26 protein-coding genes are annotated in these 25032 nt (G+C 70.4%); 16 read left to right on the forward strand and 10 right to left on the reverse strand.

Features of this window, described 5'->3' with window-relative positions; translation table 11 throughout:
• Positions 1-101 precede the first annotated feature (101 nt).
• On the reverse strand, positions 102-899 hold the full coding sequence (locus EAS64_RS37970; protein WP_145861209.1) for a crotonase/enoyl-CoA hydratase family protein: 798 nt from the start codon (positions 897-899) through the stop codon (positions 102-104).
• Positions 900-963: 64 nt separating this feature from the next.
• Between EAS64_RS37970 and EAS64_RS37975 the strand changes: the two genes are divergently transcribed.
• The 3 genes from EAS64_RS37975 (at position 964) to EAS64_RS37985 (ending at position 4742) form a co-directional block, all read left to right on the forward strand.
• On the forward strand, positions 964-2541 hold the full coding sequence (locus EAS64_RS37975; RefSeq protein ID WP_145861211.1) for an acyl-CoA synthetase: 1578 nt from the start codon (positions 964-966) through the stop codon (positions 2539-2541).
• A 72-nt stretch (positions 2542-2613) separates the two neighbouring features.
• On the forward strand, positions 2614-3717 hold the full coding sequence (locus EAS64_RS37980) for an NAD(P)H-dependent flavin oxidoreductase (RefSeq protein WP_145861212.1): 1104 nt from the start codon (positions 2614-2616) through the stop codon (positions 3715-3717).
• Positions 3714-4742 (forward strand): LLM class F420-dependent oxidoreductase, encoded by a 1029-nt coding sequence (locus tag EAS64_RS37985; protein ID WP_145861214.1) that lies wholly within the window; start codon positions 3714-3716, stop codon positions 4740-4742. Before EAS64_RS37980 ends, EAS64_RS37985 begins: the two co-directional genes overlap by 4 nt.
• A gap of 29 nt (positions 4743-4771) precedes the next feature.
• Here the strand turns inward: EAS64_RS37985 and EAS64_RS37990 are convergent, their stop codons facing one another.
• Positions 4772-5920 (reverse strand): acyl-CoA dehydrogenase family protein, encoded by a 1149-nt coding sequence (locus EAS64_RS37990; RefSeq protein WP_145861216.1) that lies wholly within the window; start codon positions 5918-5920, stop codon positions 4772-4774.
• Between the two features lie 24 nt (positions 5921-5944).
• The gene (locus EAS64_RS37995) at positions 5945-7159 is read right to left on the reverse strand and encodes an acyl-CoA dehydrogenase family protein (RefSeq protein ID WP_145861218.1); all 1215 of its coding nucleotides are present in this window, start codon (positions 7157-7159) and stop codon (positions 5945-5947) included.
• A 96-nt stretch (positions 7160-7255) separates the two neighbouring features.
• Here EAS64_RS37995 and EAS64_RS38000 point away from each other — a divergent pair, with 96 nt between their 5' ends.
• Positions 7256-7846: a TetR/AcrR family transcriptional regulator gene (locus EAS64_RS38000; RefSeq protein WP_145861221.1), complete on the forward strand. Its 591-nt coding sequence runs from the start codon at positions 7256-7258 to the stop codon at positions 7844-7846.
• A 16-nt stretch (positions 7847-7862) separates the two neighbouring features.
• On the opposite strand, the gene EAS64_RS38005 is transcribed toward EAS64_RS38000, so the two are convergent.
• Both EAS64_RS38005 and EAS64_RS38010 read right to left on the reverse strand, forming a co-directional pair.
• Positions 7863-8798 carry a PLP-dependent cysteine synthase family protein gene (locus EAS64_RS38005; RefSeq protein WP_145861222.1) on the reverse strand — a complete coding sequence of 312 codons (936 nt, stop codon included), beginning with the start codon at positions 8796-8798 and terminating at the stop codon, positions 7863-7865.
• Positions 8799-8831: 33 nt separating this feature from the next.
• Positions 8832-9479 (reverse strand): TetR/AcrR family transcriptional regulator, encoded by a 648-nt coding sequence (locus EAS64_RS38010; protein ID WP_145861224.1) that lies wholly within the window; start codon positions 9477-9479, stop codon positions 8832-8834.
• Positions 9480-9610: 131 nt separating this feature from the next.
• On the opposite strand from EAS64_RS38010, the gene EAS64_RS38015 reads away from it, so the two are divergent.
• The 3 genes from EAS64_RS38015 to EAS64_RS38025 all read left to right on the forward strand — a co-directional run bounded on the left by EAS64_RS38015 (position 9611) and on the right by EAS64_RS38025 (position 12657).
• Complete coding sequence (locus EAS64_RS38015; protein ID WP_145861227.1) at positions 9611-10258, forward strand: VOC family protein; 648 nt, start codon at positions 9611-9613, stop codon at positions 10256-10258.
• Positions 10259-10393: 135 nt separating this feature from the next.
• Positions 10394-11641, forward strand: a complete 1248-nt coding sequence (locus tag EAS64_RS38020) for an epoxide hydrolase family protein (RefSeq protein WP_222849906.1) — start codon at positions 10394-10396, stop codon at positions 11639-11641.
• On the forward strand, positions 11638-12657 hold the full coding sequence (locus EAS64_RS38025) for a thioredoxin family protein (protein WP_187366473.1): 1020 nt from the start codon (positions 11638-11640) through the stop codon (positions 12655-12657). The genes EAS64_RS38020 and EAS64_RS38025 overlap by 4 nt, the downstream gene beginning before the upstream one ends.
• A 51-nt stretch (positions 12658-12708) precedes the next feature.
• On the opposite strand, the gene EAS64_RS38030 is transcribed toward EAS64_RS38025, so the two are convergent.
• Positions 12709-13374 carry an N-acetyltransferase gene (locus EAS64_RS38030; RefSeq protein WP_145861229.1) on the reverse strand — a complete coding sequence of 222 codons (666 nt, stop codon included), beginning with the start codon at positions 13372-13374 and terminating at the stop codon, positions 12709-12711.
• 125 nt (positions 13375-13499) lie between these two features.
• Between EAS64_RS38030 and EAS64_RS38035 the strand changes: the two genes are divergently transcribed.
• From EAS64_RS38035 to EAS64_RS38050, 4 genes are all read left to right on the forward strand, one after another.
• Entirely contained in the window at positions 13500-13799 is a 300-nt protein-coding gene (locus EAS64_RS38035) for a hypothetical protein (protein WP_145861231.1), read from the forward strand.
• Entirely contained in the window at positions 13735-14130 is a 396-nt protein-coding gene (locus EAS64_RS38040) for an SAM-dependent methyltransferase (protein ID WP_246116075.1), read from the forward strand. Before EAS64_RS38035 ends, EAS64_RS38040 begins: the two co-directional genes overlap by 65 nt.
• 90 nt (positions 14131-14220) lie before the next feature.
• Positions 14221-14757, forward strand: coding sequence for an OsmC family protein (locus EAS64_RS38045; protein WP_145861233.1), 537 nt, complete (start codon positions 14221-14223; stop codon positions 14755-14757).
• On the forward strand, positions 14739-16103 hold the full coding sequence (locus EAS64_RS38050) for a transaminase (RefSeq protein ID WP_145861235.1): 1365 nt from the start codon (positions 14739-14741) through the stop codon (positions 16101-16103). The genes EAS64_RS38045 and EAS64_RS38050 overlap by 19 nt, the downstream gene beginning before the upstream one ends.
• A 30-nt stretch (positions 16104-16133) precedes the next feature.
• Here the strand turns inward: EAS64_RS38050 and EAS64_RS38055 are convergent, their stop codons facing one another.
• Positions 16134-17225, reverse strand: coding sequence for a proteasome accessory factor PafA2 family protein (locus EAS64_RS38055; protein ID WP_145861238.1), 1092 nt, complete (start codon positions 17223-17225; stop codon positions 16134-16136).
• 174 nt (positions 17226-17399) lie between these two features.
• On the opposite strand from EAS64_RS38055, the gene EAS64_RS38060 reads away from it, so the two are divergent.
• Positions 17400-18164, forward strand: a complete 765-nt coding sequence (locus EAS64_RS38060) for an ArsR/SmtB family transcription factor (protein WP_145861239.1) — start codon at positions 17400-17402, stop codon at positions 18162-18164.
• Positions 18161-18538 (forward strand): VOC family protein, encoded by a 378-nt coding sequence (locus EAS64_RS38065; RefSeq protein ID WP_145861241.1) that lies wholly within the window; start codon positions 18161-18163, stop codon positions 18536-18538. Before EAS64_RS38060 ends, EAS64_RS38065 begins: the two co-directional genes overlap by 4 nt.
• Before the next feature lie 19 nt (positions 18539-18557).
• Here EAS64_RS38065 and EAS64_RS38070 read toward each other — a convergent pair whose 3' ends face one another.
• Entirely contained in the window at positions 18558-19661 is a 1104-nt protein-coding gene (locus EAS64_RS38070) for an AMP-binding protein (protein ID WP_281283381.1), read from the reverse strand.
• 275 nt (positions 19662-19936) lie between these two features.
• Between EAS64_RS38070 and EAS64_RS38075 the strand changes: the two genes are divergently transcribed.
• Positions 19937-21085, forward strand: a complete 1149-nt coding sequence (locus tag EAS64_RS38075; RefSeq protein WP_145861243.1) for an acetyl-CoA C-acetyltransferase — start codon at positions 19937-19939, stop codon at positions 21083-21085.
• The gene (locus EAS64_RS38080; RefSeq protein WP_145861245.1) at positions 21085-21879 is read left to right on the forward strand and encodes an SDR family oxidoreductase; all 795 of its coding nucleotides are present in this window, start codon (positions 21085-21087) and stop codon (positions 21877-21879) included. Before EAS64_RS38075 ends, EAS64_RS38080 begins: the two co-directional genes overlap by 1 nt.
• Here the strand turns inward: EAS64_RS38080 and EAS64_RS38085 are convergent.
• Together EAS64_RS38085 and EAS64_RS38090 are read right to left on the reverse strand one after the other, a co-directional pair.
• The gene (locus EAS64_RS38085) at positions 21857-22966 is read right to left on the reverse strand and encodes an ATP-binding protein (protein WP_222849908.1); all 1110 of its coding nucleotides are present in this window, start codon (positions 22964-22966) and stop codon (positions 21857-21859) included. The two genes, EAS64_RS38080 and EAS64_RS38085, sit on opposite strands and share 23 nt — an antisense overlap.
• A 23-nt stretch (positions 22967-22989) precedes the next feature.
• A complete protein-coding gene (locus EAS64_RS38090) occupies positions 22990-23664 on the reverse strand; it encodes a response regulator (protein ID WP_145861246.1) in 675 nt (224 codons plus the stop codon).
• Between the two features lie 228 nt (positions 23665-23892).
• On the opposite strand from EAS64_RS38090, the gene EAS64_RS38095 reads away from it, so the two are divergent.
• Positions 23893-25011, forward strand: a complete 1119-nt coding sequence (locus tag EAS64_RS38095) for a D-alanyl-D-alanine carboxypeptidase family protein (protein WP_145861248.1) — start codon at positions 23893-23895, stop codon at positions 25009-25011.
• Positions 25012-25032 lie beyond the last annotated feature (21 nt).

The following is a 25032-nucleotide window of genomic DNA, read 5'->3' on the forward strand; positions in this document are numbered from 1 at the left end:
CCGGCTATGTCGACACGGTCGACTTGCCGTACGCGGCCGGGCAGGCGAACGGATAGGGTGACGCCTGCGACCGCGCCAGGAGGGCGTTCAGCGCGGTCCTGTCACGCGTCGCGGAACTGCGGGCGGCGCTTCTCGGCGAAGGCGCGCGGCCCTTCGCGCGCGTCGTCGCTGGCGAACACGGCGGCGCCGATCTTGGCCTCGAGCGCGAACGCGTCGTTCTCCGCTAGGCCCTCGGTCTCCCGCATGGCGCGCAAGATCGCGCGCACGGCGACCGGGCCGTTGGCGGCGATGGCGGCGGCGATCTCGAGCGCCTTGTCCAGAGCCTGCCCGTCCGGCACGACGTGCCCGATGAGCCCGATGGACAGCGCCTCGGCGGCCGTAATGTGCCGCCCGGTAAGCAGCAGGTCGGCGGCGAGCGTGTAGGGGATCTGCCGGGTCAGCCGCACCGCGGAGCCGCCAAGCGGGAACAGGCCCCAGCGGGCCTCGGAAACGCCGAACCGCGCGCTCTCTCCGGCCACCCGGATGTCGGTCGCCTGCAAGATCTCGGTGCCGCCGGCGATGGCAGGCCCCTCCACCGCGGCGATCAGCGGCTTGGTCAGGCGGCGCCCCTTGAGCAGCGGCTCGATCACCGCGAGGTCGAAGTCGCCGAGCCGCGAGCCGGGATGGTCGCTGGTCATCGCCTTGAGGTCGGCGCCCGCGCAGAACGCGCCGCCCGCCCCCGTCAGCACGCACGCCCGGATGTCCGGATCGGCGTCGACCCGGTCCCAGGCCTGGCGCATGAGCGTCATCATCGCCGAGCTGAGCGCGTTGCGCGCCTCGGGCCGGTTCATCGTGACGATGAGCACGTGCTCGCGCTGCTCGATCAGCGCGTGCGGCTGCTCGCTGGCCGACTCGCTCAAACTCTGCCTCCCGGAGTGACGGTCAGGTCTTGCTAAAAACAGTAACACGTTCTAATTTCTACCCATGGCGCTGAACATGGCCGACCTGTTCGAGCATGCCGTCGACACCTTCCCGCAGCGGGTCGCGCTGATCTGCGGCGACCGGGAGGTCACCTACAGCGGGCTGGAAGACGAGGCCAACCGGGTGGCGCACCATCTGGCCGCCCTCGGGGTCGGCCCGGGCGGCCACGTCGGCCTGTACGCCCGCAACTCCATCGAGACCGTCGCGACGCTGCTCGCCACCATCAAGCTGCGGGCCGTAGTGATCAACATCAACTACCGGTACCTGGCGCGAGAGCTCGCGTACCACCTGGAAGACGCGGGCCTGGCCGTCCTCGTCCACGACAAGGACCTGGCGCCGGTCGTCGATGCCGTCGCGCCCGCCGGGCTGCCGCGCGTGGTGATCGGCGGGAACTACGCCGAGGCGGCCGCGGCCGAGTCCGCTGCCCGCGACTTCGGCCCGCGCAGCCCCGATGACGTCTACATCATCTACACCGGGGGCACCACCGGACAGCCGAAGGGCGTCATGTGGCGCCATGAGGACATCTGGCGCACGCTTGGCGGCGGCATCGACTTCCTCACCGGCGAGCCGCTCGAGGACGAGTGGGCGCAGTCCCGCGCGGGCGTCGGCGACAACGGCATGGTCCGCATGGCGCCGGCCCCGCTCATCCACGGCGCCGCCATGGTGGCCACGCTCGCGTGCCTGTTCGGCGGGGACACGGCGGTGATCCTGCCGAAGTTCGATCCGCACGCGGTATGGGAAGCGGTGCAGCGGCACCAGGTCAACGTGCTTTCCATGATCGGCGACGCGATGGCAAGGCCGCTGATGGAGGCACTGGCCGCCGGCGGCTACGACACGTCCTCGCTGGTGTCGCTCAACTCCACGGCCGCGCTCTTCTCGCCCCCGGTCAAGGAGGCGTGCACGCGGGCGCTGCCCAACGTGTTCATCAGCGAGGCGATCGGCTCGACAGAGACCGGCTTCGCGGGCATCGCGTTCGTCAGCGCGGACGACGAGCAGCACGGCGGCCCCACGGTCACGGCGGGCCCCGACGTCATCGTGATCGACGAGGCGGGCGGCGTGTGCGGGCCCGGGCAGGCCGGCAGGCTGGCCCGCGGCGGGCACGTCCCGCTCGGCTACTACAACGACCCAGTCAAGACCACGGAGATGTTCGCCGAGGTGAACGGCAGGCGCTACGCGGTGCCCGGCGACTGGGCCCGGGTGGAGGAAGACGGCTCGATCACCCTGCTCGGCCGGGGCAACACGTGCGTGAACACGGGCGGCGAGAAGGTCTACCCGGAAGAGGTCGAGGGCGCGCTGAAGTCCCATCCCGACGTGTTCGACGCACTGGTCATCGGCGTGCCCGACGACCGGCTCGGCCAGCGGGTGGCCGCGCTTGTCCAGCTCAGAACCGGCGCCGCCGCGGACGCGGCGGCGCTCCAGGCGCACGTGCACGGCCGGCTGGCCGGCTACAAGGCGCCGCGCACCGTCTGGTTCGTGGACTCGATCGGCCGCACCGTGTCGGGCAAGGCCGACTACCGCTGGGCCCACCGCTACGCCGGCGAGCATCCCCCCGCCACGCCGGCGCAACCAGAGAGGGCCTGATGAGACCTCCTGTTCTGGTGCCGTGGCGGCGACGTCCGTGAACCTCGACGATCAGAAATAGAGGAGCTCTCCGTGCGGACACCGGTTTGCGACCTGCTCGGCATCGAGCAACCGATCATCGGCTTCAGCCCGTCCGAGCAGGTCGCCGCGGCGGTCAGCCGGGCCGGCGGCCTCGGCGTGCTCGGCTGCGTGCGGTTCAACGACCCGGCCGAGCTTGACGCGGCCCTGGACTATATGGACGCGAACACCGGCGGGCGGCCCTATGGCGTCGACGTGGTCATGCCCGCCAGGGTGCCCGTGGAGGCGGCCGCCAGCGACCTGGAAGCGATGATCCCGCAGGTGCACAGGGACTTCGTCGAGCGGACGCTGCTCGCGCTCGGCGTGCCGCCGCTGCCCGACGGCGCGCCGGACGCCGACGGCGTGCTCGGCTGGCTACACTCGGTCGCCCGCAAGCACGTCGAGGTGGCGCTGGCCCACCCCGCCCGGCTGATCGCGAACGCGCTCGGCTCGCCGCCGCCGGACGTCATCGCCGCCGCCCACGAGCACGGCATGCTGGTCGCGGCGCTCGCCGGGGCGCCGAAGCACGCGCAAGCGCAGGTCGCGAACGGCGTGGACATCGTGGTCGCGCAGGGCTACGAGGCCGGCGGCCATACCGGCGAGATCGGCAGCATGGTGCTCATCCCGGAGATCGTCGACGCGGTCGGCGACCGGGTGCCGGTACTCGCCGCGGGCGGGATTGGCTGCGGCCGGCAGGTCGCCGCCGCGCTCGCCCTCGGCGCCGCCGGCGCCTGGATGGGCTCGGCCTGGCTGCTCACCCGCGAGTACGCGCAGATGACGTCCGCGCCCGCGGTGCAGCAGGCGCTGCTGGCGGCCACGTCCTCGGACACCGTCCGGTCGCGCATCTACAGCGGCAAGCCCGCCCGGCTGCTGAAGAACCGCTGGACGGCCGCGTGGGAGCAGCCAGATGCCCCGGAGCCGTTGCGCATGCCGCTGCAGAACCTGCTGGTCGCCGGCGCGCACCAGCGGCTCATGCGCTCCGGGCAGCCGGACGTGGTGCCGATGCCCGCCGGGCAGGTGGTGGGCCGGATCAGCGAGATCCGCCCGGTCGCCGCGGTGATCGAGTCCCTCGTCGCCGAGATGGACGAGACCCTGCGGCGGCTTGGCGGACTGGGATGAGGCTCGCGGTCACCGCCGGCTACTGGGGCGCGGGGCCGCCAGCGGGCGCGGCGGAGCAGTTCGACGCCGCCGAGCGCCTCGGCATCGACCAGGTCTGGACGGCGGAGGCCTACGGCAGCGACGCGTGGACGCCGCTGGCCTGGTATGGCTCACGGACCTCGCGCGTCCAGCTGGGCACGGCGGTCTCGCAGCTGTCGGCACGGCCCCCGGCCACCCTGGCGATGACCGCGATGACGATGGATCACCTCACCAAGGGCCGCGTCATGCTCGGCATCGGCACCAGCAACCCGCAGGTGGTGGAGGGGTGGTACGGCCAGCCGTACCCGCGCCCGCTCGAGCGCACCAGGGAGTACGTGGACATCCTGCGCAAGGTCATCGCCCGCGCGGAGCCGGTCAGCTACGACGGGAAGCACTACCAGCTTCCGCTGGCGGGCGGTACAGGCCTCGGCAAGCCGTTGCGCTCGATCCTGCACCCGTTCCGTACCGTGATTCCCGTCTACCTCGGTGCCGAGGGGCCGAAGAACGTGGCCCTGGCCGCCGAGATCGCCGACGGCTGGCTGCCCATGTTCTTTTCCCCGGCGATGAACGACTTCTACGCCACGGCCCTCGCCGAGGGCTTCGGCCGCCCGGGCGCGCGCCACTCGGCCGCGACGTTCGACGTCGTCGGCGGCCCGCTCGGCATCGTCCCGGACGATGACGTGGAGCGGGCCGCCGACCGGCTGCGGCCCGCACTCGCGCTGTACATCGGCGGTATGGGCGCCCGCGGCGTGAACTTCCACTACGAGGTCTTCGCCCGGATGGGCTACGAGGGGCAGGCGAGGGCGATCCAGGATCACTACCTGGCCGGAGACAAGAAGGCCGCGATCGCCGCCGTCCCGACGGCGCTGGTGGAGGACGTGGCGCTCATCGGCCCCTGGGCCAAGATCGCCGACGAGATCCAGCGCTGGCAGGAAACCGTGCTCACCACGTTCCTCGCCAGCTGCGACCTGCGACTGCTCGAAAAGGTGGCCGGCCTGGTCCGGTGAGCTGCCACGACCCCGGCTTGACTCCCTGGCTAGAGTTCCTGCATTGTCAGCAGGCCGCCGAGCCGAAGGAGCTGCGCCGTGGCGCCGCCGAGTGAGAACTCGGCCCGTTTGGCCGCGGTGAAGTACCGGTGCAGCACATACGACGCGTCGATGCCCGTCCCGCCGTGTACGTGGACGGCGGTGTGCGCGACCCGGTGGCCGGCGTCCGCGGCCCAGAACTTGGCGGTGGCGATCGCGGCGGCCGTCTCGGCGTCGTCAGGCCGGCGGGTGTCGAGCAGCCAGGCGGCCTGCCACATTGTGAGCCATACCGCCTCCACGTCGATGTAGGCGTCGGCGAGGCGCTGGGCCACCGCCTGGAACGACCCGATCGGCCGCCCGAACTGTTCGCGGCTGCGCGCGTACTGCGCGGTCAGCTCCAGCGCCCGCCCGACCACGCCGGCCTGCACGGCGCACAGTCCGACGGTGCCCCGCGCCACCAGCCAGCCCGCCACTTCTCCGCGCCGGCCGGGCTCGCCGAGCACCCGGCTGTCGTCCATACGGACATCGTCGAGCACAAGGCGCCCGGCGTCCGGCCCCTCCGCGCCGTTCGCGCTGTCCGTCAGTTCCTGCGGCGTGATGCCGACCCCGCGATCTGACGGCTCGACGAGGAACACCAGCACCTCGCCGGCCCCGTCGGCGCCGTCTACCTCGCCCGCTCGCCCTGCGGTCACCGTCGCGGGGACGAGCAGGAGATCGGCGCGCGGCAGGGCGGGCACCGCCGTCTTCACCCCGGATAGCCGCCACCCATCGTCGGCTCGCTCGGCGGTCGTCGACGGCGACGCCGGGTCATCGCTGTCCTCCTCCGCCAGCGCGGCGGTGAGCACCACCGAGCCGTCACCGGCCGCAGCGATCCACCGGCGCTGCTGGTCCGCGGTGCCGAACGCGGCGATCGCGCCCGCGCCGAGCACGAGCGACGAGAGGTAGGGGACCGGCGAAACGGCCCGGCCGGCCTCCGCGAGCACCGAGCACTGCTCGAGGAAGCCAAGGCCCGCGCCGCCAAGCGGCTCGGGCAGCCCGGCGCCGAGCACGCCGGCCGCGGCGAGGTCCGTCCACTGCCGCGGCGCGCTGTCCTGGTCGGCAAGGATCTTTCTCGCGAGTCCCGCGATCTCGGTCTGCGCCTGGCTGAGCGAGAAGTCCACGACGGCCCTCCTGGAGCTGAAGGATCAACGGCGGGCGGCGGGCAGCCCGAGCGCGGCCGCCGCGATAATGTCGCGCTGCACCTCGTTCGTCCCGCCGCCGAAGGTCAAGATCAGCGCGGCGCGGTGCTGGCGTTCGATCCGCCCGGCCAGAGCCGCACCGGGAGAACCGGAACGCACCAGCGCCCCGGCGCCGAGCACCTCCATCAGCAGCCGGTAGGCCTCCACGGCGAACTCGGTGCCGTACACCTTCGTGGCCGACGCCGCGGCGGGCCCGACGGATGCTGGCCCTCGGGGACGAGCCCCCCCGTTAACTTCGGCAGAGGAGGCGATCCGCCAGTTCATGAGCTTGAGGAACTCCGCCTTGGCGTGCACCCTGGCCAGGTTGAGCCGGACCCACTCGGCGTCGATGACCCGCCGCCCGTCCGCCAGCTTCGCGTCCCGCGCCCACTCCCGCACCGAAGCGAGCGCGGAGAGCACCGGCGCCGCCGAGGTTAGCGCCACCCGCTCGTGGTTGAGCTGGTTGGTAATCAGCGGCCAGCCCTGGTTTTCCGCGCCGACGAGGGCGGACAGCGGCACGCGCACCGCGCGATAGTACGTAGCGCTGGTCACGACGCCCGCCATCGTGCGCACCGGCGTCCAGGAGAAGCCGGGTGCCGACGTCGGCACGATGATGATCGACAGGCCCTTGTGCCTGGGCGCGTCTGGATCGGTCCGGCAGGCGAGCCACACGAAGTCCGCGTACTGGATAAGGCTGGTCCACATCTTCTGGCCGTCGACCACGTACCCGTCTTGGTCGCGCGTCGCGGTCGTCCGCAGCGACGCGAGGTCGGTGCCGGCCCCCGGCTCCGAGTAGCCGATGGAGAAGTGGATCTCGCCCGCGGCGATCTTCGGCAGGTAGTACGACTTCTGTTCGGGAGTGCCGAACCGCATGATCGTCGGTCCCACCGTGTTGATGGTCAGGAACGGCACGGGCACCCGCGCGATCGCGGCCTCGTCGGTGAAGATGAGCTGGTCGAGCATGGTGCCGCCGCGCCCGCCGTACTCTTCGGGCCAGCTCAGGGCCAGCCAGCCGTCCGCGCCGAGCTGCCGCACCACCGCGCGGTAGGCGTCGCCCTGCCCATAGTCGCCCTCGGCCGAGTCGGCTAGCCCGGCGCGCACCTCGTCGGTCATCAGCCGTCCGAAGTAGTCGCGCAACTCCCGTCGCAGCCGCTCCTGCTCGGGGGTGTAGGCAATCCGCATCCGCCCTCCAAGCGAGCTAGAACGTGTTCTATTAGAGTACACCGGGCGGCCGCTGCCGGTTAGCGTGCCGAGCAAGCGCTTGATAGCCTCACGAGCGTGAAGGAGCCCCAGGACCGCCGGGCGATCATCCTCGCCAGCGCGGCGGAGTTGTTCGCCCGCAAGGGCGTCGGCGCGACCACGGTCCGCGAGATCGCGGACGCGGCCGGCATCCTCTCCGGGAGCCTGTATCACCACTTCGAGTCCAAGGACGCGATCGTCGCGGAGATCCTGACCGGCTACCTGCGGGCCATCCAGGATCATTACGCCGCGGTGCTCGCCAGCGGGAAGGGCCCGGCCGAGAGCCTGCACGATCTCGTGCTCACCTCGCTCCAGGTGGCCAGCGAGCAGCCCCAGGCCACCGCCATCTACCAGAACGAGCGGTCCTGGCTGCGCGAGCGGCCGCGGTTCGCCGACGTGCTGGCCGGCGCGGCCGACATCCAGCGCACCTGGCTGCTGGTAATCGAGAAGGGCGTCGCCGAGGGCAGCTTCCGCGCCGACATCGCCCCGCGCGTCTTCTACCGGCTGATCCGCGACGCGGTATGGCTCTCGGTCCGCTGGCACCACCCGGTCGGCGAGTACCCCACCAGCCAGCTAGCCGACGACATCACCGCCGTCTTCCTCGACAGCTTCTCCGCCCGCCCCCAGTAGCAGGCATCTCCGGCGGTCAGGAGTAGAGCTGGCCGGTGAGGTACTTCAGGCCGCTGTCGACCTGGATGGTGACCACCCGGTGTCCGGGGCCGAGCCGGCGGGCGATTTCCAGCGCGGCGGCGAGGTTCGCGCCGGTCGACGGCCCGGAGAAGATGCCCTCGCCGCGGGCGGCCAGGCGGGCTGTCCGGAACGCGTCGGCCTCGGGGACGGCGATGACTTCGTCGTAGTCGGCGGGCCACAGCTGCGGCGGGCGCTGGCCGGTGCCGCCGCCCTCGATGTGGTGGGTGCCGGGCGGCCGGCCCGACAGCACGGCCGATTCGGCGGGCTCGACGACGACCCGGTGGAGCCCGGGCAGCCCGGCGGCCAGCGCGCGGCTGACCCCCAGGAAGCAGCCCGCGGTGCCAACGTAGCCGCAGAACGCGCTGACCGGCGGCGGCCCGGGAAGCTGCTCGAGCAGCTCCTCGCCGAGCCTGCGGTAACCATCAACCATGTCGGCATTGTTGAACTGATCGGTGGCGAACGCGCCGGTCTGCTCGGCGATCTCGGCTGCCCTGCGCATCATCGACGGGATCAGGCCAGGGGTGATGCCCTCAGGACTCTGGATCAGCTCGACCTCGGCACCGAACGCCCGCATGGTGCGGATCTTCTCATCGGCGAACGCGTCGGAAGACACGATCCGCAGCGGGTAGCCCTTCACCGCGCAGACGAACGCCAGGGACGAGCCGGTGCTCCCGCCGGTGTACTCCACGACCAGCTGGCCCGGCCGCAGGCGGCCATCGGCCTCGGCCGCCTCGATCATCGCCAGGGCCATCCGGTCCTTGTACGAGCCGGTGGGATTGGCCGCCTCCATCTTCACCCAGACCTCGGCGCAGCAATCACCGGCCAGCTGTGCCAGCCGGACCACCGGCGTATTGCCGATGGCCGACAGCCCGCCCGGACGCTCCATCTCCATCTCTGCCTCCAGCACAACGCAGCCCGAAACAGCCTAGGGGAGCAGCTGGTCGATGAGGATCTGCCTTAGCCATTTCTCGTGCTGCTCGCTGGTCCAGCCGCGGTCGGAGACGAGCAGGCCGTGCACCTCGGGAGAGGCCAGGGCGTGGATGATGTCGGCGGCGTCGCGCTCGGTGAGCCGGGGCCGCAGGGCGCCCGAGCGGGCGAGAGAGCTTGCGATGCGGCGCTGGCCCTCGTGACGTTGCCGGGCGATCTCGGCGAGCAGCGAAGCGGCGTCCTGGTCCGATCTGGCCGCGTCGGCGAGGATGCGGTGAACGGGCCCGACGCGGGCCATCACGTCACTGACCAGCGCGGCGAACCCGGCCAGCTGGTCCTTCGGATCCTCGGCTGAGAGAAGCGCGCGGACCTGCGGGCGGTCGAGCATGGCCACCGCCTGGTCGTCGCCCGCGACGGAGACGTCGAGCAGGGCCTTGAGAATCCCGAGCTTGGAGGAGAACAACCGGTACACCGTCGGCTGCGGCGTATCCGAGCGGTCGCTGATCGCCTCGATGGTGGTCGCGGCATAGCCGCGCTCGGTGAACAGGCTGCGGGCCGCCTCGGCGACGGCGGCCCGGGTGCGGCGGGTGCGCGCCTGGCGGGCGGCCCCCTGGTAGGGGCGGCCGGGCTTGACAACTTCGTTCATATTCGTGATAGTACCCCTATCGAAACGAGAGTCCAACTATCACGAAATGAGGACCGACCTTGACCGGCTCTTCAGCCCAAGGCGTCAAGACCCCGCTGCAGCCCGCGTCCGCGGACAAGAAAGGACTAGCCATGACCACCGTCACTCCCGCTGCCACTTCCATCACGGCGGTCACTCTCGAGGTGCCCGACCCTGCCGCCGCCGAGGCCTTCGGCAGCGCCGCCTTCGGCCTCGGCACCCAGGTGCGCTTCCGCGCGTCGCAGGCGCCGACGAGCGGCTTCCGCGGCTTCACGCTGTCGCTCGTCGTGTCCCAGCCGGCCAACGTCGACCTGCTCATCGGCGCCGCCCTCGACGCCGGTGCGACCGTGCTCAAGCCCGTAAAGAAGGGGTTCTGGGGCTACGGCGGTGTCGTAACCGCCCCCGACGGGACAATCTGGAAGGTCGCGACATCGGCGAAGAAGAACACTGGCCCGGCCACCCGGCAGATCGACGACATCGTGCTCCTGCTCGGAGTCTCCGACGTCGCCGCGAGCAAGCGGTTCTACACCGAGCACGGCCTCGCGGTGGCGAAGAGCTTCGGCCGCAAGTACGTCGAGTTCGCCGCCCCGTCATCTCACGTCAAGCTGGCGCTCTACGAGCGGCGCGCCCTGGCCAAGGACGCCGGCGTCTCCCCGGACGGCGCCGGATCGCACCGGATCGCCCTCACCTGCGATGCCGGACCCTTCACCGACCCGGACGGATTCGCCTGGGAAGCCGCATCGCTCATGCCCACGCCCTGAAGTGTTTGCGCTGCGCTCGCCGGGCATCACCTCGGTGAGCGCAGCGACGGCCTGCTTCCAATCTCGGAAGGCCCCTGGCCGGTTCTGGACCGGCCAGCTCTGCATCGACCACCGAACGAAATCGAGGAGGCCAACTTGTCTGTCACGACCGAAACCACAACGGGCGCCAAAGCGATCCGGCCGTTCACGATCCCCAAGGTTCCCGAGGCAGAACTGGACGCGCTGCGCGCGCGCGTCGGAGCCACCCGCTGGCCGGACGAGGAACTCGTCCCCGATCATTCGCAGGGACCGCAGCTGGCGGTCATGAAAGAACTCGCCCGCTACTGGGCAACGGAGTACGACTGGCGCCGGTGCGAGGCGAAACTCAAGGCCGTGCCCCACTTCATGACCGAAATCGACGGGCTGGACATCCACTTCATCCATGTCCGCTCGGCACACGAAAACGCGCTGCCGGTCATCGTCACGCACGGATGGCCGGGCTCGATCATCGAGCTGCTGGCGATCATCGACCCGCTCACCAATCCCACCGCCCACGGGGCGAGCCCGTCGGACGCCTTCGACGTGGTGATCCCGTCGATACCGGGCTACGGGTACTCCGCCAAGCCGCGCGAGACCGGCTGGGGTCCCGACCGCATGGCTCGTGCCTGGGTCGAGCTGATGAGACGGCTCGGCTACACGCAGTTCGTGGCGCAAGGCGGCGACTGGGGCGCGATCGTCACGGACGTGATGGCCACCCAGGCACCCCCGGAACTGCTCGGTATGCACACCAACATGGCCGGTGTCGTCCCACCCCAAGTCTCAGCAGCGCTGGCGCGCAACGTACTTGGGGCGGGTGGTCCGCCGCCAGACGGCCTGTCCGCTGATGAAAGCCGCACGTACGAGCAGCTGAACTTCTTCTACACGAAGGGCATCGGCTACGGGATAGAAATGATCACGCAGCCGCAAACGCTCTACGGAGTGGCGGATTCACCGGTCGGCCTGGCCGGCTGGATGCTCAACCACGACGCGGACAGCTACCAGGACATCGCGGACGCCTTCGCCGGGCACCCCGTCGGCAACCTGACCAGGGACGAAGTTCTCGACAACCTCACGTTCTACTGGCTGACCAACACAGGGGTTTCGTCCGCCCGGCTGTACTGGGAGAACACGTTCGACTTCTTCGGCGTCAAGAACGTGACCATCCCCGCCGCGGTGACCGTCTTCCCCAAGGAGATCTACCGAGCTCCGCGCAGCTGGGCTGAGCGGGGGCCTACCCCAATCTCATCTACTTCAACGAGGTCGACCGGGGCGGCCACTTCGCCGCCTGGCAGGAGCCGTCGCTGTTCGCCGCCGAGGTTCGCGCGGCGTTCCGGTCACTGCGCTAGCCGGGAGGTACCGTCATGAAACCGGACTGGCTCGCGCCTGCCGGGCTGCACACGGCCGCTGCCCGGCCGCCTGTCCTGGGTGAGCTGCCGTCGTTCGGCGGCGCGACCGGGTGGCTCAACTCTCCGCCGCTGACGCCGGCCGGGCTCCGCGGGAACGTGGTCCTGGCCGGCGTTTGGACCTATACCTGTATCAACTGGCTGCGCCAGCTTCCCTACCTCCGCGCCTGGTCAGAGAAATACGCCGGCCGCGGGCTCGTGATGGTCGGCGTGCACACGCCCGAGTTCGCGTTCGAGCGCGACCCGGACAACGTCCGCAGGGCCGTCCAGGAGATGAGGATCGGTTACCCGGTCGCGATCGATAACGACTACGCGGTATGGCGCGCCCTCGACAACCACTACTGGCCGGCCCTGTACTTCGCCGACGCGCAGGGGCGTATCCGGCATCACCACTTCGGTGAGGGCCAGTACCAGCAGTCGGAGATGGTCATCCAGCAGCTGCTGGCCGACGCCGGGTCCGACGCCATCGGCCATGACCTGGTCTCGGTCGACGCCCGCGGCGTGGAGGCCCCGGCCGACTGGGCCGCCCTGAGGTCGGCAGAGAACTACACCGGCGCTGAGCGCACCGAGAATTTCGCGTCTCCCGGCGGGGCGGTAGCGGGCAAACCGCACGCCTACCCCGCCCCGGCCGAGCTGAGGCTCAACCACTGGGCCCTGTCGGGGGAATGGACGATGGACGAACAGGCCAGCACGCTGAACGAGGCCCACGGCCAGATCGCATATCGCTTCTACGCCCGCGATCTGCACCTAGTCATGGGACCGGCGGTACGGGGCGTGTCCGTGCGATTCCGCGTGCTCATCGACGGGCAGCCGCCGGGTGCGGCGCACGGGGCCGATGTTGACGGCCAGGGCAACGGAAAGGTGGCCGAACAGCGGCTGCACCAACTCATCAGGCAGCACAGCCCAGTCACCGACCACACCTTCGAGATCACCTTCACCGACCCGGGGGTTCAGGTCTACGCGTTCACCTTCGGCTAGACCGCGGGAGAGCACGCGAGCCACACAGGCGGCGCGGCGACCGCGGGGGAGTCAGCCTGGCCGGCTCGCGGTGCGGTTGCCGCGGCTGAACAGCTGCATCGACCCGGTCGGCCGGAAACCGGCGGCCAGCAGCGCGCGGACGCTGGCGACGTTACCCGGGGCGACCGCGGCCACCGCGATCTCGCCGCGCCGGATTGTCCCGAGCGCGTCGCGGACCAGCCCGGCGCCGGCGCCGCTTCCCCGGCGGCCAGGTTCCAGTTCGAAGCTGATCTCGGTGAGGCCGCCGATCCCCCTGCTGATGACGGCGAGATCCGCACGCTTGGGGTCCGGGTAGCCCATCACCCGCGGGCAGTCCCGGATCCTGGCGGCGAACGCCGCCCGCGGATGAGCGGCGAGGTCGGGCCGGTCCACCAGGGGTGATGTCCCGGTGCCGCTGGCGACCAGCAGCATGTCAAGGCTGTCGATCCAGCCGTCGGCTCCGGCCAGGGTGCTGATCAGCCGAGGGTGGTGCGCGCCGCCGAATCCGTCGGCCCCCAGATCACCGAGCAGGTGATCCGGGATATCAGGCTCGACGGCGAACACCGCATGCCCCGTGAACGCGACGATCGCCTCCACCCCTGGACGCCATGGCGGCACTCGGCGCCACGAGCCATCCGCCGCGGGGAAACGCCCGCCGGCCGCCGCGACGATCAGCACGCCAAGAGGATGGTCCGTCACGCGGCTCACGCTATCGGCTGCTGTTCCAGCCATCGCCGCTGAGCCCTGCGGCGCCTGCATCGCCTGCGCTGCCCTCCTCGCTAGCCTGGCACTTACTGATGCCATGACCGTAACGGAGGCCGCTGGTGATCGAATCCACCATGAAGGAGGGCGTGGCCGTGCTGGCCATGCGGCACGGCAAGGCCAACGCGCTGGACATTGAGCTGTGCCAGGCGCTGTGCGGAGCTCTGGATGACGCCGCCGCCGATGGCGCCGCCGCGGTGGTGCTGACCGGCGCCCGGCTCCGGCACAGCCCGCGCACCGGGATCAATCTAGGCAACCGCGTGGGCCGTGCCCGCGGCCGGCCAGCAGACTGTTCTTATGCAGATGAACTACGGTCTGGTACCGATCGGGTGGGTGCAGTCGGCTCTGACGGTCCTCGATGATTCGCCGAACCAGCGCGAAGGCGCGCCCCGGGCGTGGATCCGCTTCGATGAGCAAGTCGCGGAGGGCGCCAAGGACCTGCGCCCGGGCGATGAGATCGTGGTGCTCACCTGGCTCCACCGGTCGCGCCGCGACGAGCTGAGCACCCATCCGCAAAATGACATGAGCCAGCCGCTTACCGGCGTGTTCAGTACCTGTTCCCCGAACCGGCCGAACCCTATCGGCCTGCACCGTGCCCGCATCGTGGCGCGCGCCGGGCTCCGGATTGAAGTCGATGCCCTGGAGGCAATCGACGGGACACCGGTGGTGGACGTCAAGCCGGCCATCGGCTGACGAGCACCCGGCTGACGCGTCGGGCTACGGTGAAGGGGTAGGCAGGTTCCGGGCGCGCGGCGCGCGGGCGCCGCAGACGGGAGTGCAGGCATGGACAGCGCAGGGCTTCGCGCGGTGCAGGAGCCGCTCAAGGACACCTACCGCGCCAACCCCCGCGAGGCACTGGTCACGTTGCGGGCCAGTGGCCAGCTCGACGAGCAGGCCGTCGCGTGCTCGGTGGCCACGGGCCGCGAGCTGGCCATGGCGGGCCTGCACCCGGCCACCGGAGGGGACGGCTCGCTGCTGTGCTCGGGGGACATGCTGCTGCAGGCGCTCGTGGCCTGCGCCGGGGTCACGCTGCGCGCAGTCGCCATCTCGCTGGGGATCCCCTTGGCCGGGGGCACCGTCACCGCCGAGGGCGACCTGGACTTCCGCGGCACGCTGGCCGTGAGTAAGGAGGCGCCGGTCGGGTTCAGCTCCGTCCGCCTGGCCTTCGAGCTGGACACCGGGGCAACTCCCGAGCAAGTCCAGACGCTGATCCGCCTCACGGAGCGCTACTGCGTCGTCTACCAGACCCTGGCTCACCCGCCGGAGCTGACGATGACCGCCGGCCTCGCGCAGGACTCGTTATGGGGGGTCCCGGGGTGAATCAGGCTAAGGTCGAGGCGCTCGCCGTCGCCGAGGACCAGAGGTTCCGTGACGACCGTCCTCGTTCAATGGAAGCAACCTCCCGGGCCACCAGGACGATGCCGCGCGGTGTGCCGATGTCGTGGATGGAGGAGTTGTACGACCATCCGCCGCTATGGGTGTCGCACGGGGCGGGATCCCGGTTCTGGGACCTTGACGGCCACGAGTACGTGGACATGTACGTCGCGGACATGAGCGCCTTCTGCGGGCACGCCCCCGCGCCGGTCGTCCGTGCCGTCTGCGAACGGATGGAGGCGGGGAACCAGTTCCTCCTGCCTTCTGCGGACGCGCTAGTCGTGGCCGAGGCGCTTGCGGCGCGGTACGGGATGACCAAATGGCAGTTCACGCTGTCTGCGACGCAAGCGAATACCGAGGTCGTGCGGGTCGCGCGGGCCCGGACCGGCCGTGAGAAGCTGCTCGTTTTCGACGGCAAGTATCACGGTCACCTTGAGCCAACGCTGGGCGTCGCCGAAGACGGCAGGGTCATGCCGGAGTACACCGGCCTGCCGGCGGAGGTCACGGCCAATCTACGGATCGTGCCGTTCAACGACCTGGATGCCGTCGAGCGTGCGCTGGCGCCAGGCGACGTGGCGCTGCTGCTGACCGAGCCGGCGATGACCAACGCGGGGTTCCTGCTGCCTGACCCCGGATTCCACGATGGGCTGCGCGAGTTGACCCGCCGCCACGGGACGCTGCTGGCGATCGACGAGACTCACACGCTGGTCACCGCGTATGGCGGACTCACTACCGAGTGGGGTCTCGAACCGGACCTCCTGACCGTCGGCAAGTCGATCGCCGGCGGGGTGCCGCTTGGGGCGTACGGAATGACGGAGGACGTAGCTTCGACCCTGCGGCCGCCCGCAGACGGGGCGGCCGTGTCCGGGATCTCCTACGACGAGGTAGCCACCGGAGGCACGCTCTTTGCCAATGCGCTGTCCATGGCCGCCGCTCGCGCCGCTCTCACCGAGGTGCTGACGCCGGAGGCATTCACCACCACGGCGAGCCTGGGCGGAAAGCTTGCCGCAGGCCTGCGGGCACACATCGACCGGGCCGGGCTTCCATGGTCGGTCAGTGCCCACGGCTCGCACGCCTTCTACTTCTTCAGCCCGCAGCCTCCGCGCGATGCCCGCGGCGCCCGGGACACAGACGATCCCGGTCTGCGTGCGCTCATCCGACTGTTCCTTGCCAACCGTGGCGTGTGGGAGTCGGGCTGGTGGCTCGGGCCCACGGTCTCGGTCGCGCACACACCACAGGACTTGCAGGTATACCTCGACGCGGTCGGGGAGTTTACGCAGGCCTTGGCCTGAGGCCGCATGCGGACCCAAGGCGGCTCTCGGTCATGCTGGCGGTCTCGAGATCGATGCGATCAGCCGCTCGGCTATCTCCAGGTGTGCGTCGAGGGGATTCCAGTAGAGCACGGTCCGCCGCTCGCCGTCATTGAGCTTGAGATGAACCCAGTCGACCGTGAAGTTCCGGCGGTGATCCTTGGCGGTCTTGATGAACAGGCCGCGCAGCCGGGCTCTGGTTGTCTGGGGTGGCAGGCTGACAGCGGTTTCGATCTGAGCGGCGGTGGCGATCGGAATATCCGCCTGGCTCCCGGGCACCGGGTCATGGCTGTCTTCGTGGCTATCCAGGGCGGTCTGCCACGCGTCGAGGATGATGTCATCTTCTGGTCGGCGGTGGCGCGTGCGCCGCGCGGCGGCGAGATAAGCGCGCTGGGTGCGTGCGGCGTCGATCGACGGGGTGCCGCGGCGGTGATCGACGGACACCTCGGTGGAGGACTCGGCCATGCGCAGGACCTGCTCGGTTGCCCCCACCCTCACGAACGTCGCCAGTTCGGTAAGGCCGGGGCAGGCGCCGGTGATCTTGAGCCGCCGGTAGCGGTGCTCGTCGGCGAACGCCCGCGCCGCCATGGCCACCTGCGGGGCCGCGGGTGCGCCGGCGTAGCCATCGACCCACCGGCCGCCACAGACCCACCGGGTAGCCAGGAACGGCTCCAGTAGCCGCAGGTACCGCTCCGGCGCGACGACGGAGTGGACCAGGTACGACTCCGACTGAGCCGCCACTGCCCTGGACACCGTCACGGTGGCGGGGGAGCCTTCGCCGGTCAGTGACTCCTGCGCCTGGGCGGCCAGCCGGGTAAGGATCTCGTCCCCGGCGCGCTGCGCTGCCACTAGCTCGACGATCGAGTCACATTCGGGGGTGGCGTAAGCCGGCTGCGCAGCTCCGGACTCATCCGGGCGCAGGCAGAGCAGGGCGCCGTTCTCCAGGTAGACGACCGGCGAACTGCCCCCGCCCACCGCCTCGCGGAACAGGAACTGCCCGGCCCCACCTTCGCCCGGGGCCTGCCCGCCGCCAAACACCGCCGTGTACGAAGCCTTCAGCCCGAAGGCCCGCCGGGTCATCGGCAATTCCGCATCCGCCGTCATCCGAGGGTTCTCCCCCCTTCGCCTCGGCAGGACTCCGGCTGTGCAGAGTCGCGAGACTAGGCGTCAGATCACGCCACTCGTCATGGTCGTCCACCCCGGCCCGGAATGTCAATCCGCGCCCGCTCGGACCGTCACGGCTTGACATGAAACCAAATGGTTTCCTATTGTGGGTTCGTGGAGCTGGTATTCAAGGCGCTGTCCGACCCGACGCGGCGGGAGCTGCTCGACGAGCTGTTCCGCCGCGACGGCCAGACGCTCGGCGCGCTTGCGGGCCGATTCGACATGACCCGGGTGGCAGTGGCCAAGCATCTGCGCCTACTTGAGGCGGCGGGCCTTGTCGTCAGCCGCCGTAGTGGCCGGGAAAAGCTGCATTACCTCAATCCGGTCCCGATCCGGCTCGTTCACGACCGGTGGGTGAACAAGTACACCGAAGGCTGGGCCGCCGGCCTCGTTGACCTGAAACGCGACATGGAGGCGAATGTGGAGAAGGTGTTTGAGATCTATATCCGCACCACGCCAGAACAGCTCTGGCGGGCGATCACCGATCCTGGTATCCGGGCGCGCTATCAGTTCGGCGCGCGCGTCGAGTCCGGCTGGACGCCGGGCTCCGCCTACCAGGTAACGCACCCGAGCGCGCCGAGGCCGCTGATCGAGGGCGAGAATCTTGAGGTCGACCCGCCGCGCCGGCTGGTGCAGTCCTACCGGGCCGTGTGGGACGACAACGTCGCCGCCGCGGGTACCAGCCGCGTGACATGGGAAATCGAGCCCGTCGGTAACTCCTGCCGGCTCACCGTCACGCACGACCAGCTGTCCGAGAACGCGGACCCGCACCTGTACGGCGGGTGGCCGATGATCCTTTCCGGCTTGAAGACCTGGCTCGAGACCGGCCAGGAACTCACCACCCCTGGCTCTCTTATGTACGCGAGGAGCAGTCAATGACCGCCACAACCCATATCACTGGTATCCGCACGGTCAGTATCCCGGTCGACGACCAAGACGCTGCCCTGCGCTTTTACAGCGGCACCCTCGGCTTCACCGTCCTGCGCGACAACCCGACCCCCAACGGCGGCCGGTGGATCGAACTCGCGCCGGGCGGCGGCAGCACGATCGTCACACTGGAACCCGCGGCAGCGGAGGTCACGCGCGGAGCCATCGGCATCCGATTCACCACCGCCGACGCCGAAGCCGCCCGCGCCGCGCTCCTGGCCGCCGGCGTAGACGTCGACGAAATCCTGCGCTGGCCCGGCGTCCCCGCCATGTTCGCCTTCCGTGACCCCGACGGCAACGCCTTCTCCATGACAGAAACGGTATAGCCGCGCTACCGAGGCGTCGTCACGATTCGTCGCGTGCCGCGTCGCGGAGTTCGGTCTTGAGCACCTTGCCCGACGCGTTGCGGGGGAGCGCGGCGACTATCCGCACCGAGCGCGGGACCTTGAAGTTCGCCAGCCGCTCGCGGCAGAACGCGATGATCTCCACCTCGACCGGCGTCGCGCCGGGCCGGGGCACGACAAAGGCGCAGCCGACCTCGCCAAGGCGGGCATCCGGGACGCCGACGACGGCCGCCTCGGACACCTGCTCGTGCCGGGCGATCACCTGCTCGATCTCGGCCGGGTAGGCGTTGAACCCGCCGACCACGAACATGTCCTTGAGCCGGTCGGTGATGCGCAGGTTGCCGTCGGCGTCCAGTGTGCCGACGTCGCCGGTGTGCAGGCAGCCCGCCGGGTCGAGGGCCGCCGCCGTCGCCGCCGGATCCTCGAAGTAGCCGCGCATCACGTTGTAGCCGCGCACCAGGACTTCGCCGCTCGACCCCGGCGGCAGCGGGGCGCCATCGGCGCTGCCGATGATGACCTCGGTGCCCTCGATGGCCCGGCCCACCGTGCGGCACGCCGTCTGCGGATCGGCGTGCGGGTCGCCGACGGTCACGGTGCCGCAGCTTTCGGTCAGGCCGTAGGCGATGACTACCTCGCGGAAAAGCTCGGCGCGCATCCGCTCGACAAGCGGCACGGGAACCACGGCCGCGCCGGTCACCGCCAGCCGCAGTGAGGACAGGTCCTTGCCCGCCCGCGCCGGGTGATCGAGCAGCGAGGCGTACAGCGTCGGCGGCCCGGGCAGCACGGTCACCCGCTCGTGCCCGATGAGGCGGATCGCCTCGGCGGCGTCGAACACCGGCTGCGAGATGATCGTCGTGCCCCGGATCAGGCAGGCGAGCAGCCCCGCCTTGTAGCCGAAGGTGTGGAACATCGGGTTGATGATCAGGTAACGGTCTTCCGGCCGCAGGCCGACCCCGTCCGCCCACGCCGTGTAGACACGGATGTTCTGGCCGTGGGTGGTCATGACGCCCTTGGGCCGCCCGGTGGTGCCCGAGGTGAAGAACATGTCGCAAACGTCGTCCGGGGTGACCGCGTCCGCGCGCGCCAGCGGGTCACCCCGCGGCACCCCCCGAACCGCGGCGGAGGAACTCTGCCCAGGAGAGACCGCCGAACCCGTTCAGAGTGATGATTTCGGTGAGCGACGGAAGCTCGGCGTCCCGCAGCATTCCCGCGTAGTCATTGCCGAGGAAGCCGTTGTCCGTGACGAGTAGCCGGGCACCGCTCCGGCGCAGGATCCAGGCGGCCTCGTCGCCCTTGAACCAACAAGCGCGGCCGGGATCGTCGTCGGCATGCCCACCTTGCGAAGTCTAGTTTGCCGAGCAAGCGCTTGGTAGCCTCGAAGTGATGGAAGCGTACATCGTGGAAGCCGTGCGCACCCCCGTAGCCCGGCGCGGCGGCGGGCTGGCCGGGGTGCATCCCGCCGACCTGGGAGCGGCCGTGCTGACGGCGCTCATGTCGCGCACGGGCATCGACCCCGCGGCGGTCGAGGACGTGATCTTCGGCTGCGTCGACACCGTGGGGCCGCAGGCTGGCGACATCGCCCGCACCGCGTGGCTCGCCGCCGGGCTTCCCGACCACGTTCCCGGCACCACGGTGGACCGCCAGTGCGGCTCGTCACAGCAGGCGGTGCACTTCGCTGCGCAGGCGGTGCTGGCAGGCACCGCCGACGTTGTCGTGGCGGGCGGGGTGCAGCACATGACGGCGGTCCCGATCTCGTACGCCATGACGGCGGGCAAGTCGCTCGGCTTCACCGACCCGTTCAGCGGCTCGGCCGGCTGGCGGGCACGGTACGGGAACGCCGAGGTTTCACAGTTCCGCGCGGCCGAGATGATCGCGGCCAAGTGGTCGCTCAGCCGCGCGGCGATGGAGGAGTTCGCGGTCCGGTCGCACGAGCGGGTGATCGCCGCCAGGGCCGAGGGCAGGTTCGCCCGCGAGATCGAGCCCGTGTCCGGCGTCACCGCCGACGAGGGCCCGCGGGCGCCGGACCTGGACAAGATCCGGTCGCTGCCGCCGCTGATCGAGGGCGGCACCGTCACCGCGGCGACCTCCAGCCAGCTGTCCGACGCGGCCGCGGCGCTGCTCATCGTGAGCGAACGCGGGCTGCGGGTGCACGGACTGAGGCCACGGGCGCGTGTCCATCACCTGTCGGTGCTCGGCGCCGACCCGATCTGGATGCTCACCGCGCCGATCCCGGCGACCGCCCGCGCGCTGGCGAAGACCGGGCTGACGATGGACGACTTCGACCTGATCGAGATCAACGAGGCGTTCGCCCCGGTGGTGCTCGCCTGGCTCGCCGAGACCGGCGCCGACCCCGCACGGGTGAACGTCAACGGAGGCGCGATCGCGCTCGGACATCCGCTCGGCGCCACCGGCGCCCGGCTGATGACCACGCTGCTGCACGAGCTTGAGCGGCGCGGCGGCCGGTATGGGCTGCAGACGATGTGCGAGGGCGGCGGCCAGGCGAACGTCACGATCATCGAGAGGCTTTGATGGACAACCCGGTCGACCTGAGCGGGCGGGTCGCACTCGTCACCGGCGGGACGCGCGGCATCGGCCTTGGCATCGCGCGGGCGTTCGTCGCGGCGGGCGCGTCGGTCGTCGTGTGCGGGAGGAACCAGCCGTCGTCGCTGCCGGAAGGGCTGCGCTTCGTCGCCGCCGACGTGCGCGATCCGGAGCAGGCGCGGCTGGTCGTCGATGCTGCGATGGACCGCTACGGTCGGCTCGACGTGCTCGTCAACAACGCCGGAGGCGCGCCGTCCGCGGACTCGGCGACGGTCTCGCCGCGCTTCGTGGCGAAGGTCGTCGAGTTGAACCTGCTCGCGCCGTTCTACGTGGCTCAGGCCGCGAACGCGCGGATGCAGCAGCAGGACTCCGGCGGCGCGATCGTCAACATCGGCAGCGTGGCCGCGCGGCACACCGAGCCAGGGTCGGCCGCCTACAGCGCCGCCAAGGCGGGCCTGCTCCAGCTGACCCGGGCGCTCGCGCTTGAGTGGGCGCCGAAGGTGCGGGTCAACCACGTCACCGCCGGCCCGGTCATGACGGCGACCGCGGCGCAGTACTACGGCCAGGACGGCGGCGCGTCGGTGGCCGCGACCATCGCGATGGGGCGGATGGCGGAGCCGTCCGACGTCGCGTCGGCGTGCCTGTTCTTCGCCTCGCCGCTGGCCGGATACGTGACCGGCGCCGACCTCGCGGTGCACGGCGGGGGAGAGGTGCCGGCGCGCTACCTCGCGGCGAACCCGGATGCGGTACCCGGCGAGGTCAGGCGTTCAGCGGGAGGTTAACGGTGAATACCGCACCGCCGTCCGGATGATTGCCCGCGTGGATGTCACCGCCGTGCAGACGCGCGTTCTCCCGGGCGATCGCCAGGCCAAGGCCGCTTCCCTCGGAGCGCGTCCGTGCCGTGTCAGCTTTGTAGAACCGCTCGAATAGGTGCGGGATCGCGGTGAGGGGCAGCCCGTTGCCGTGGTCTCGTACTTCCAGTGCCAACTGTCCTGCGCCTCGGCCGTCTGCTTGGATGCGGGCCGTCACGGTCACCGGCGGGCCGCCGTGACGCAAGGCGTTGCCGACGAGGTTGGCGAGGATGACGTCGAAGCGGCGGCGGTCCAGCCGTGCGGTCACCCCGGCGGGCACGTCGGTGCGCACATCGGACCAGCCCCGTGCTCGCAGGCACTGGCTGACAGCGCTCGCGATACCTGTTTCATCGGTGACAAGCTGCGCGGTGCCCGCGTCGAAGCGGGAGATCTCGATGAGGTCCTCGACCAGCCGGTTGAGGTGCTCCACCTCCTGCTGAACCAGCCGCCCGGCCGTCGCGGCGTCTCCGGTCAGTCCCGGGTGCTCATGCAGGATGCCGGCTACCGCCGTCATCGCGGTCAGCGGAGTCCGCAGCTCATGGGACACATCGTCGGCGAACTTCCGGGCGCGTGCCTCCATCTGTTCCAGCTCGCTCACCTTGTTCTCCAGGGCGGAAGCCATCTCGTTGAATGTGGTGACCAACTGGGCGAGCTCGTCACGGCCCTGCAGCTGGACCCGGGCCGACAGGTCACCGCCGGACATGCGCTGCGCGGCCCGGGCCAGCCGCCGCACCGGCAGCACGACCGGCCGGTACACGGCGACCGCGACCGTGGTAATCATCGCGAGCAGCAGCCCAGCCTCCACGACGAAGAAGACCAGCGCGGTATGGGGCACCACGCGGGGTGGTGGCTGTCCTGGAGTGCCATGCAGCAGGTTTCGCAGCCAGCTTGGCCCAAGGATCACGTCGCCCAGCCAGGCCGGGAGGCGGTAGGACTCGATCAAGGTGTGGAACCATGACGAGGCGAGTGCCGACAGCAGCCCCACCACGATGAACGCGACCACCAGGCGGGTCCGCACCGAGCATCCCTCCTACTCTCCCGCTACACCGGCCCGAACCGGTACCCGAACCCCCGCACGGTCTGGATGTAGCGGGGCTCGGACGTGTCGGTCTCGATCTTTGCCCGCAGTCGTTGCACGCAGGCGTCGACCAGCCGGGAGTCCCCGAGGTAGTCGTGTTCCCAGACGAGGTCGAGAAGCTGTACCCGGGAGAACACCTGCCGCGGGGAACCGGAAAGGACCAGCAGCAGCCGCAGCTCGGTGGGCGTGAGCGAGACGTCTTGGCCGTCCCGGCGAACGATCAGCGAGCCGCGGTCGATCATGAGCTCGCCGTACGTCTCCGCTGGCGAGCCAGCCCCGGCTGTACGGCGGATCACGGCGCGGATGCGCGCGTCGAGCACGCGCGGCTCCACCGGTTTGACCACGTAATCGTCGGCCCCGGCCTCCAAGCCTCCCACGATGTCCAGGTCGTCGCCCCGTGCGGTCAGCATGATGACCGGGATGTCACCGCGGCGACGTAGCTGACGGCAGACTTCGAAGCCGTCAAGTCCCGGGAGCATCACGTCGAGCACCACCACGTCCGCGGCGGCGTCGGGAAAGTCGCGAAGTGCCGCCTCGCCGGACTCGGCGGGCCGCACTTCGTAGCCGAGGCGGCGCAGGGCAAGCTCCAGGCCCTGACGGGCGGCCGGATCGTCCTCGACTAGCAGTACGGTAGCCATTACCTGCCATTATGTCTCCGATCCCGCGCGAGATGGTCCCAGCTGCGGGGTGTTCGCCGCACGGCGAACGGCCGGTGTGTCACCGCCTTGAGTACACGGTGCCCATGTCATGAACCGGTCCGGGGATTGTCATGATCGTGTCACAGGGCGCCTCTCCGGCGTCCGCTGTGACACAGCTGTGACGGTAGCCGGACACGCCGGTGAAGCTGGTATTGCACCGTCGCAGGCATGCACCTAACGAGCAGTCGGCCCTCGCGGGGGCCGGACGGAACACGAACGGGTTACCGGCGGCGCAGGACAAGCCGGACTCTCCTGACCGCGCTGGCCTGCCTGGCCGCGCTCGGCTGTCTGGCCGGCCTCGCCATCGCGGAGCTGCACAGATCTCCCTCCCGCCCGGCGGCCCTCTCCTGGCCAACGGCACGGCCCTCAGGAACGTCCACGCAAGCAGCCGGACCTGGCACCGCCAGCCAGCCGAAGCTGGGCGCGGTCTGGTGGCCGGCCGACGGGACCTCGGCCGCCGACATCAGCGGCTACGGCGTGACAGACGGCCCGGGCGCGACCAGGCAGGTGCCCATCGCCAGCGTCGCCAAGCTGATGACCGCGTACGTGATCCTTCGGGACCACCCCCTGTCCGCGAACGGCTCAGGTCCTGGTATCACCGTCGAGTCGTCGGAGGCAGCCGAGTATCCGTCGCAGGTCGCCGACGGTGACTCGGTGGTGGCGGTTGCTGCCGGAGAGACGATTACCGAGCGCCAGGCGCTGGCGGCGCTGCTGCTGCCCTCGGCCGACAACATCGCCTGGATTCTCGCCCGGTGGGACGCCGGCAGCCAGGATGCGTTCACAGCGAAGATGAACGCCGCTGCCCGCAGCCTGGGCATGACAGGCACCAATTACACCGACCCTTCCGGCCTTGACTCGTCCACCATCAGCACGGCGGCCGACCAGGTGCGCCTCGGCGCGGCAGCGATGCACGTGCCCGTGATTGCCGCGATCACGGCGATGCCCGCGGCCTTCGTTCCGGTGGCCGGCGTGGTCCGCAACACCAACACGCTGCTGCGAGGACGGGATTGTCGGCCTCAAGACAGGCAGCACGCAGGCGGCCGGGGGTGCCTTCTCGTCGCGGCCTGGCAGGAGGTCAGCGGGCGCAGCACCCTGATCGTGGCCGCCGCCTTCGGCCAGTCCGGCACGGCCGGGACCATGCTGCCGCACGCACTGCAAGTCGGGCATGACCTCGTACTCGCTCTGCATACCGCCGTCGGTGCCGGCGTGCGGTCCGGTTCGCGTGATGACTCCGAGGTCTCTCCACAAGGGCCACCCCTCATCCGGGGCCAAAGGACGCAGAAGTGACCCCCGGTGAACGAGCACAGA

Origin of the sequence: Trebonia kvetii (genome assembly GCF_007827045.1) — a bacterium.
GTDB lineage: Bacteria > Actinomycetota > Actinomycetes > Streptosporangiales > Streptosporangiaceae > Trebonia > Trebonia kvetii.

What these genes read in the sequence shown, in the direction of transcription:
- EAS64_RS37975 (WP_145861211.1), top strand. Translation starts at nt 964, where the DNA reads ATGGCGCTGAACATGGCCGACCTGTTCGAGCATGCCGTCGACACCTTC.
- EAS64_RS37985 (WP_145861214.1), top strand. Translation starts at nt 3,714, where the DNA reads ATGAGGCTCGCGGTCACCGCCGGCTACTGGGGCGCGGGGCCGCCAGCG.
- EAS64_RS37995 (WP_145861218.1), bottom strand. Translation starts at nt 7,159, where the DNA reads ATGCGGATTGCCTACACCCCCGAGCAGGAGCGGCTGCGACGGGAGTTG.
- EAS64_RS38005 (WP_145861222.1), bottom strand. Translation starts at nt 8,798, where the DNA reads ATGGAGATGGAGCGTCCGGGCGGGCTGTCGGCCATCGGCAATACGCCG.
- EAS64_RS38010 (WP_145861224.1), bottom strand. Translation starts at nt 9,479, where the DNA reads ATGAACGAAGTTGTCAAGCCCGGCCGCCCCTACCAGGGGGCCGCCCGC.
- EAS64_RS38015 (WP_145861227.1), top strand. Translation starts at nt 9,611, where the DNA reads ATGACCACCGTCACTCCCGCTGCCACTTCCATCACGGCGGTCACTCTC.
- EAS64_RS38025 (WP_187366473.1), top strand. Translation starts at nt 11,638, where the DNA reads ATGAAACCGGACTGGCTCGCGCCTGCCGGGCTGCACACGGCCGCTGCC.
- EAS64_RS38040 (WP_246116075.1), top strand. Translation starts at nt 13,735, where the DNA reads ATGCAGATGAACTACGGTCTGGTACCGATCGGGTGGGTGCAGTCGGCT.
- EAS64_RS38045 (WP_145861233.1), top strand. Translation starts at nt 14,221, where the DNA reads ATGGACAGCGCAGGGCTTCGCGCGGTGCAGGAGCCGCTCAAGGACACC.
- EAS64_RS38050 (WP_145861235.1), top strand. Translation starts at nt 14,739, where the DNA reads ATGGGGGGTCCCGGGGTGAATCAGGCTAAGGTCGAGGCGCTCGCCGTC.
- EAS64_RS38055 (WP_145861238.1), bottom strand. Translation starts at nt 17,225, where the DNA reads ATGACGGCGGATGCGGAATTGCCGATGACCCGGCGGGCCTTCGGGCTG.
- EAS64_RS38065 (WP_145861241.1), top strand. Translation starts at nt 18,161, where the DNA reads ATGACCGCCACAACCCATATCACTGGTATCCGCACGGTCAGTATCCCG.
- EAS64_RS38080 (WP_145861245.1), top strand. Translation starts at nt 21,085, where the DNA reads ATGGACAACCCGGTCGACCTGAGCGGGCGGGTCGCACTCGTCACCGGC.
- EAS64_RS38090 (WP_145861246.1), bottom strand. Translation starts at nt 23,664, where the DNA reads ATGGCTACCGTACTGCTAGTCGAGGACGATCCGGCCGCCCGTCAGGGC.
- EAS64_RS38095 (WP_145861248.1), top strand. Translation starts at nt 23,893, where the DNA reads ATGCACCTAACGAGCAGTCGGCCCTCGCGGGGGCCGGACGGAACACGA.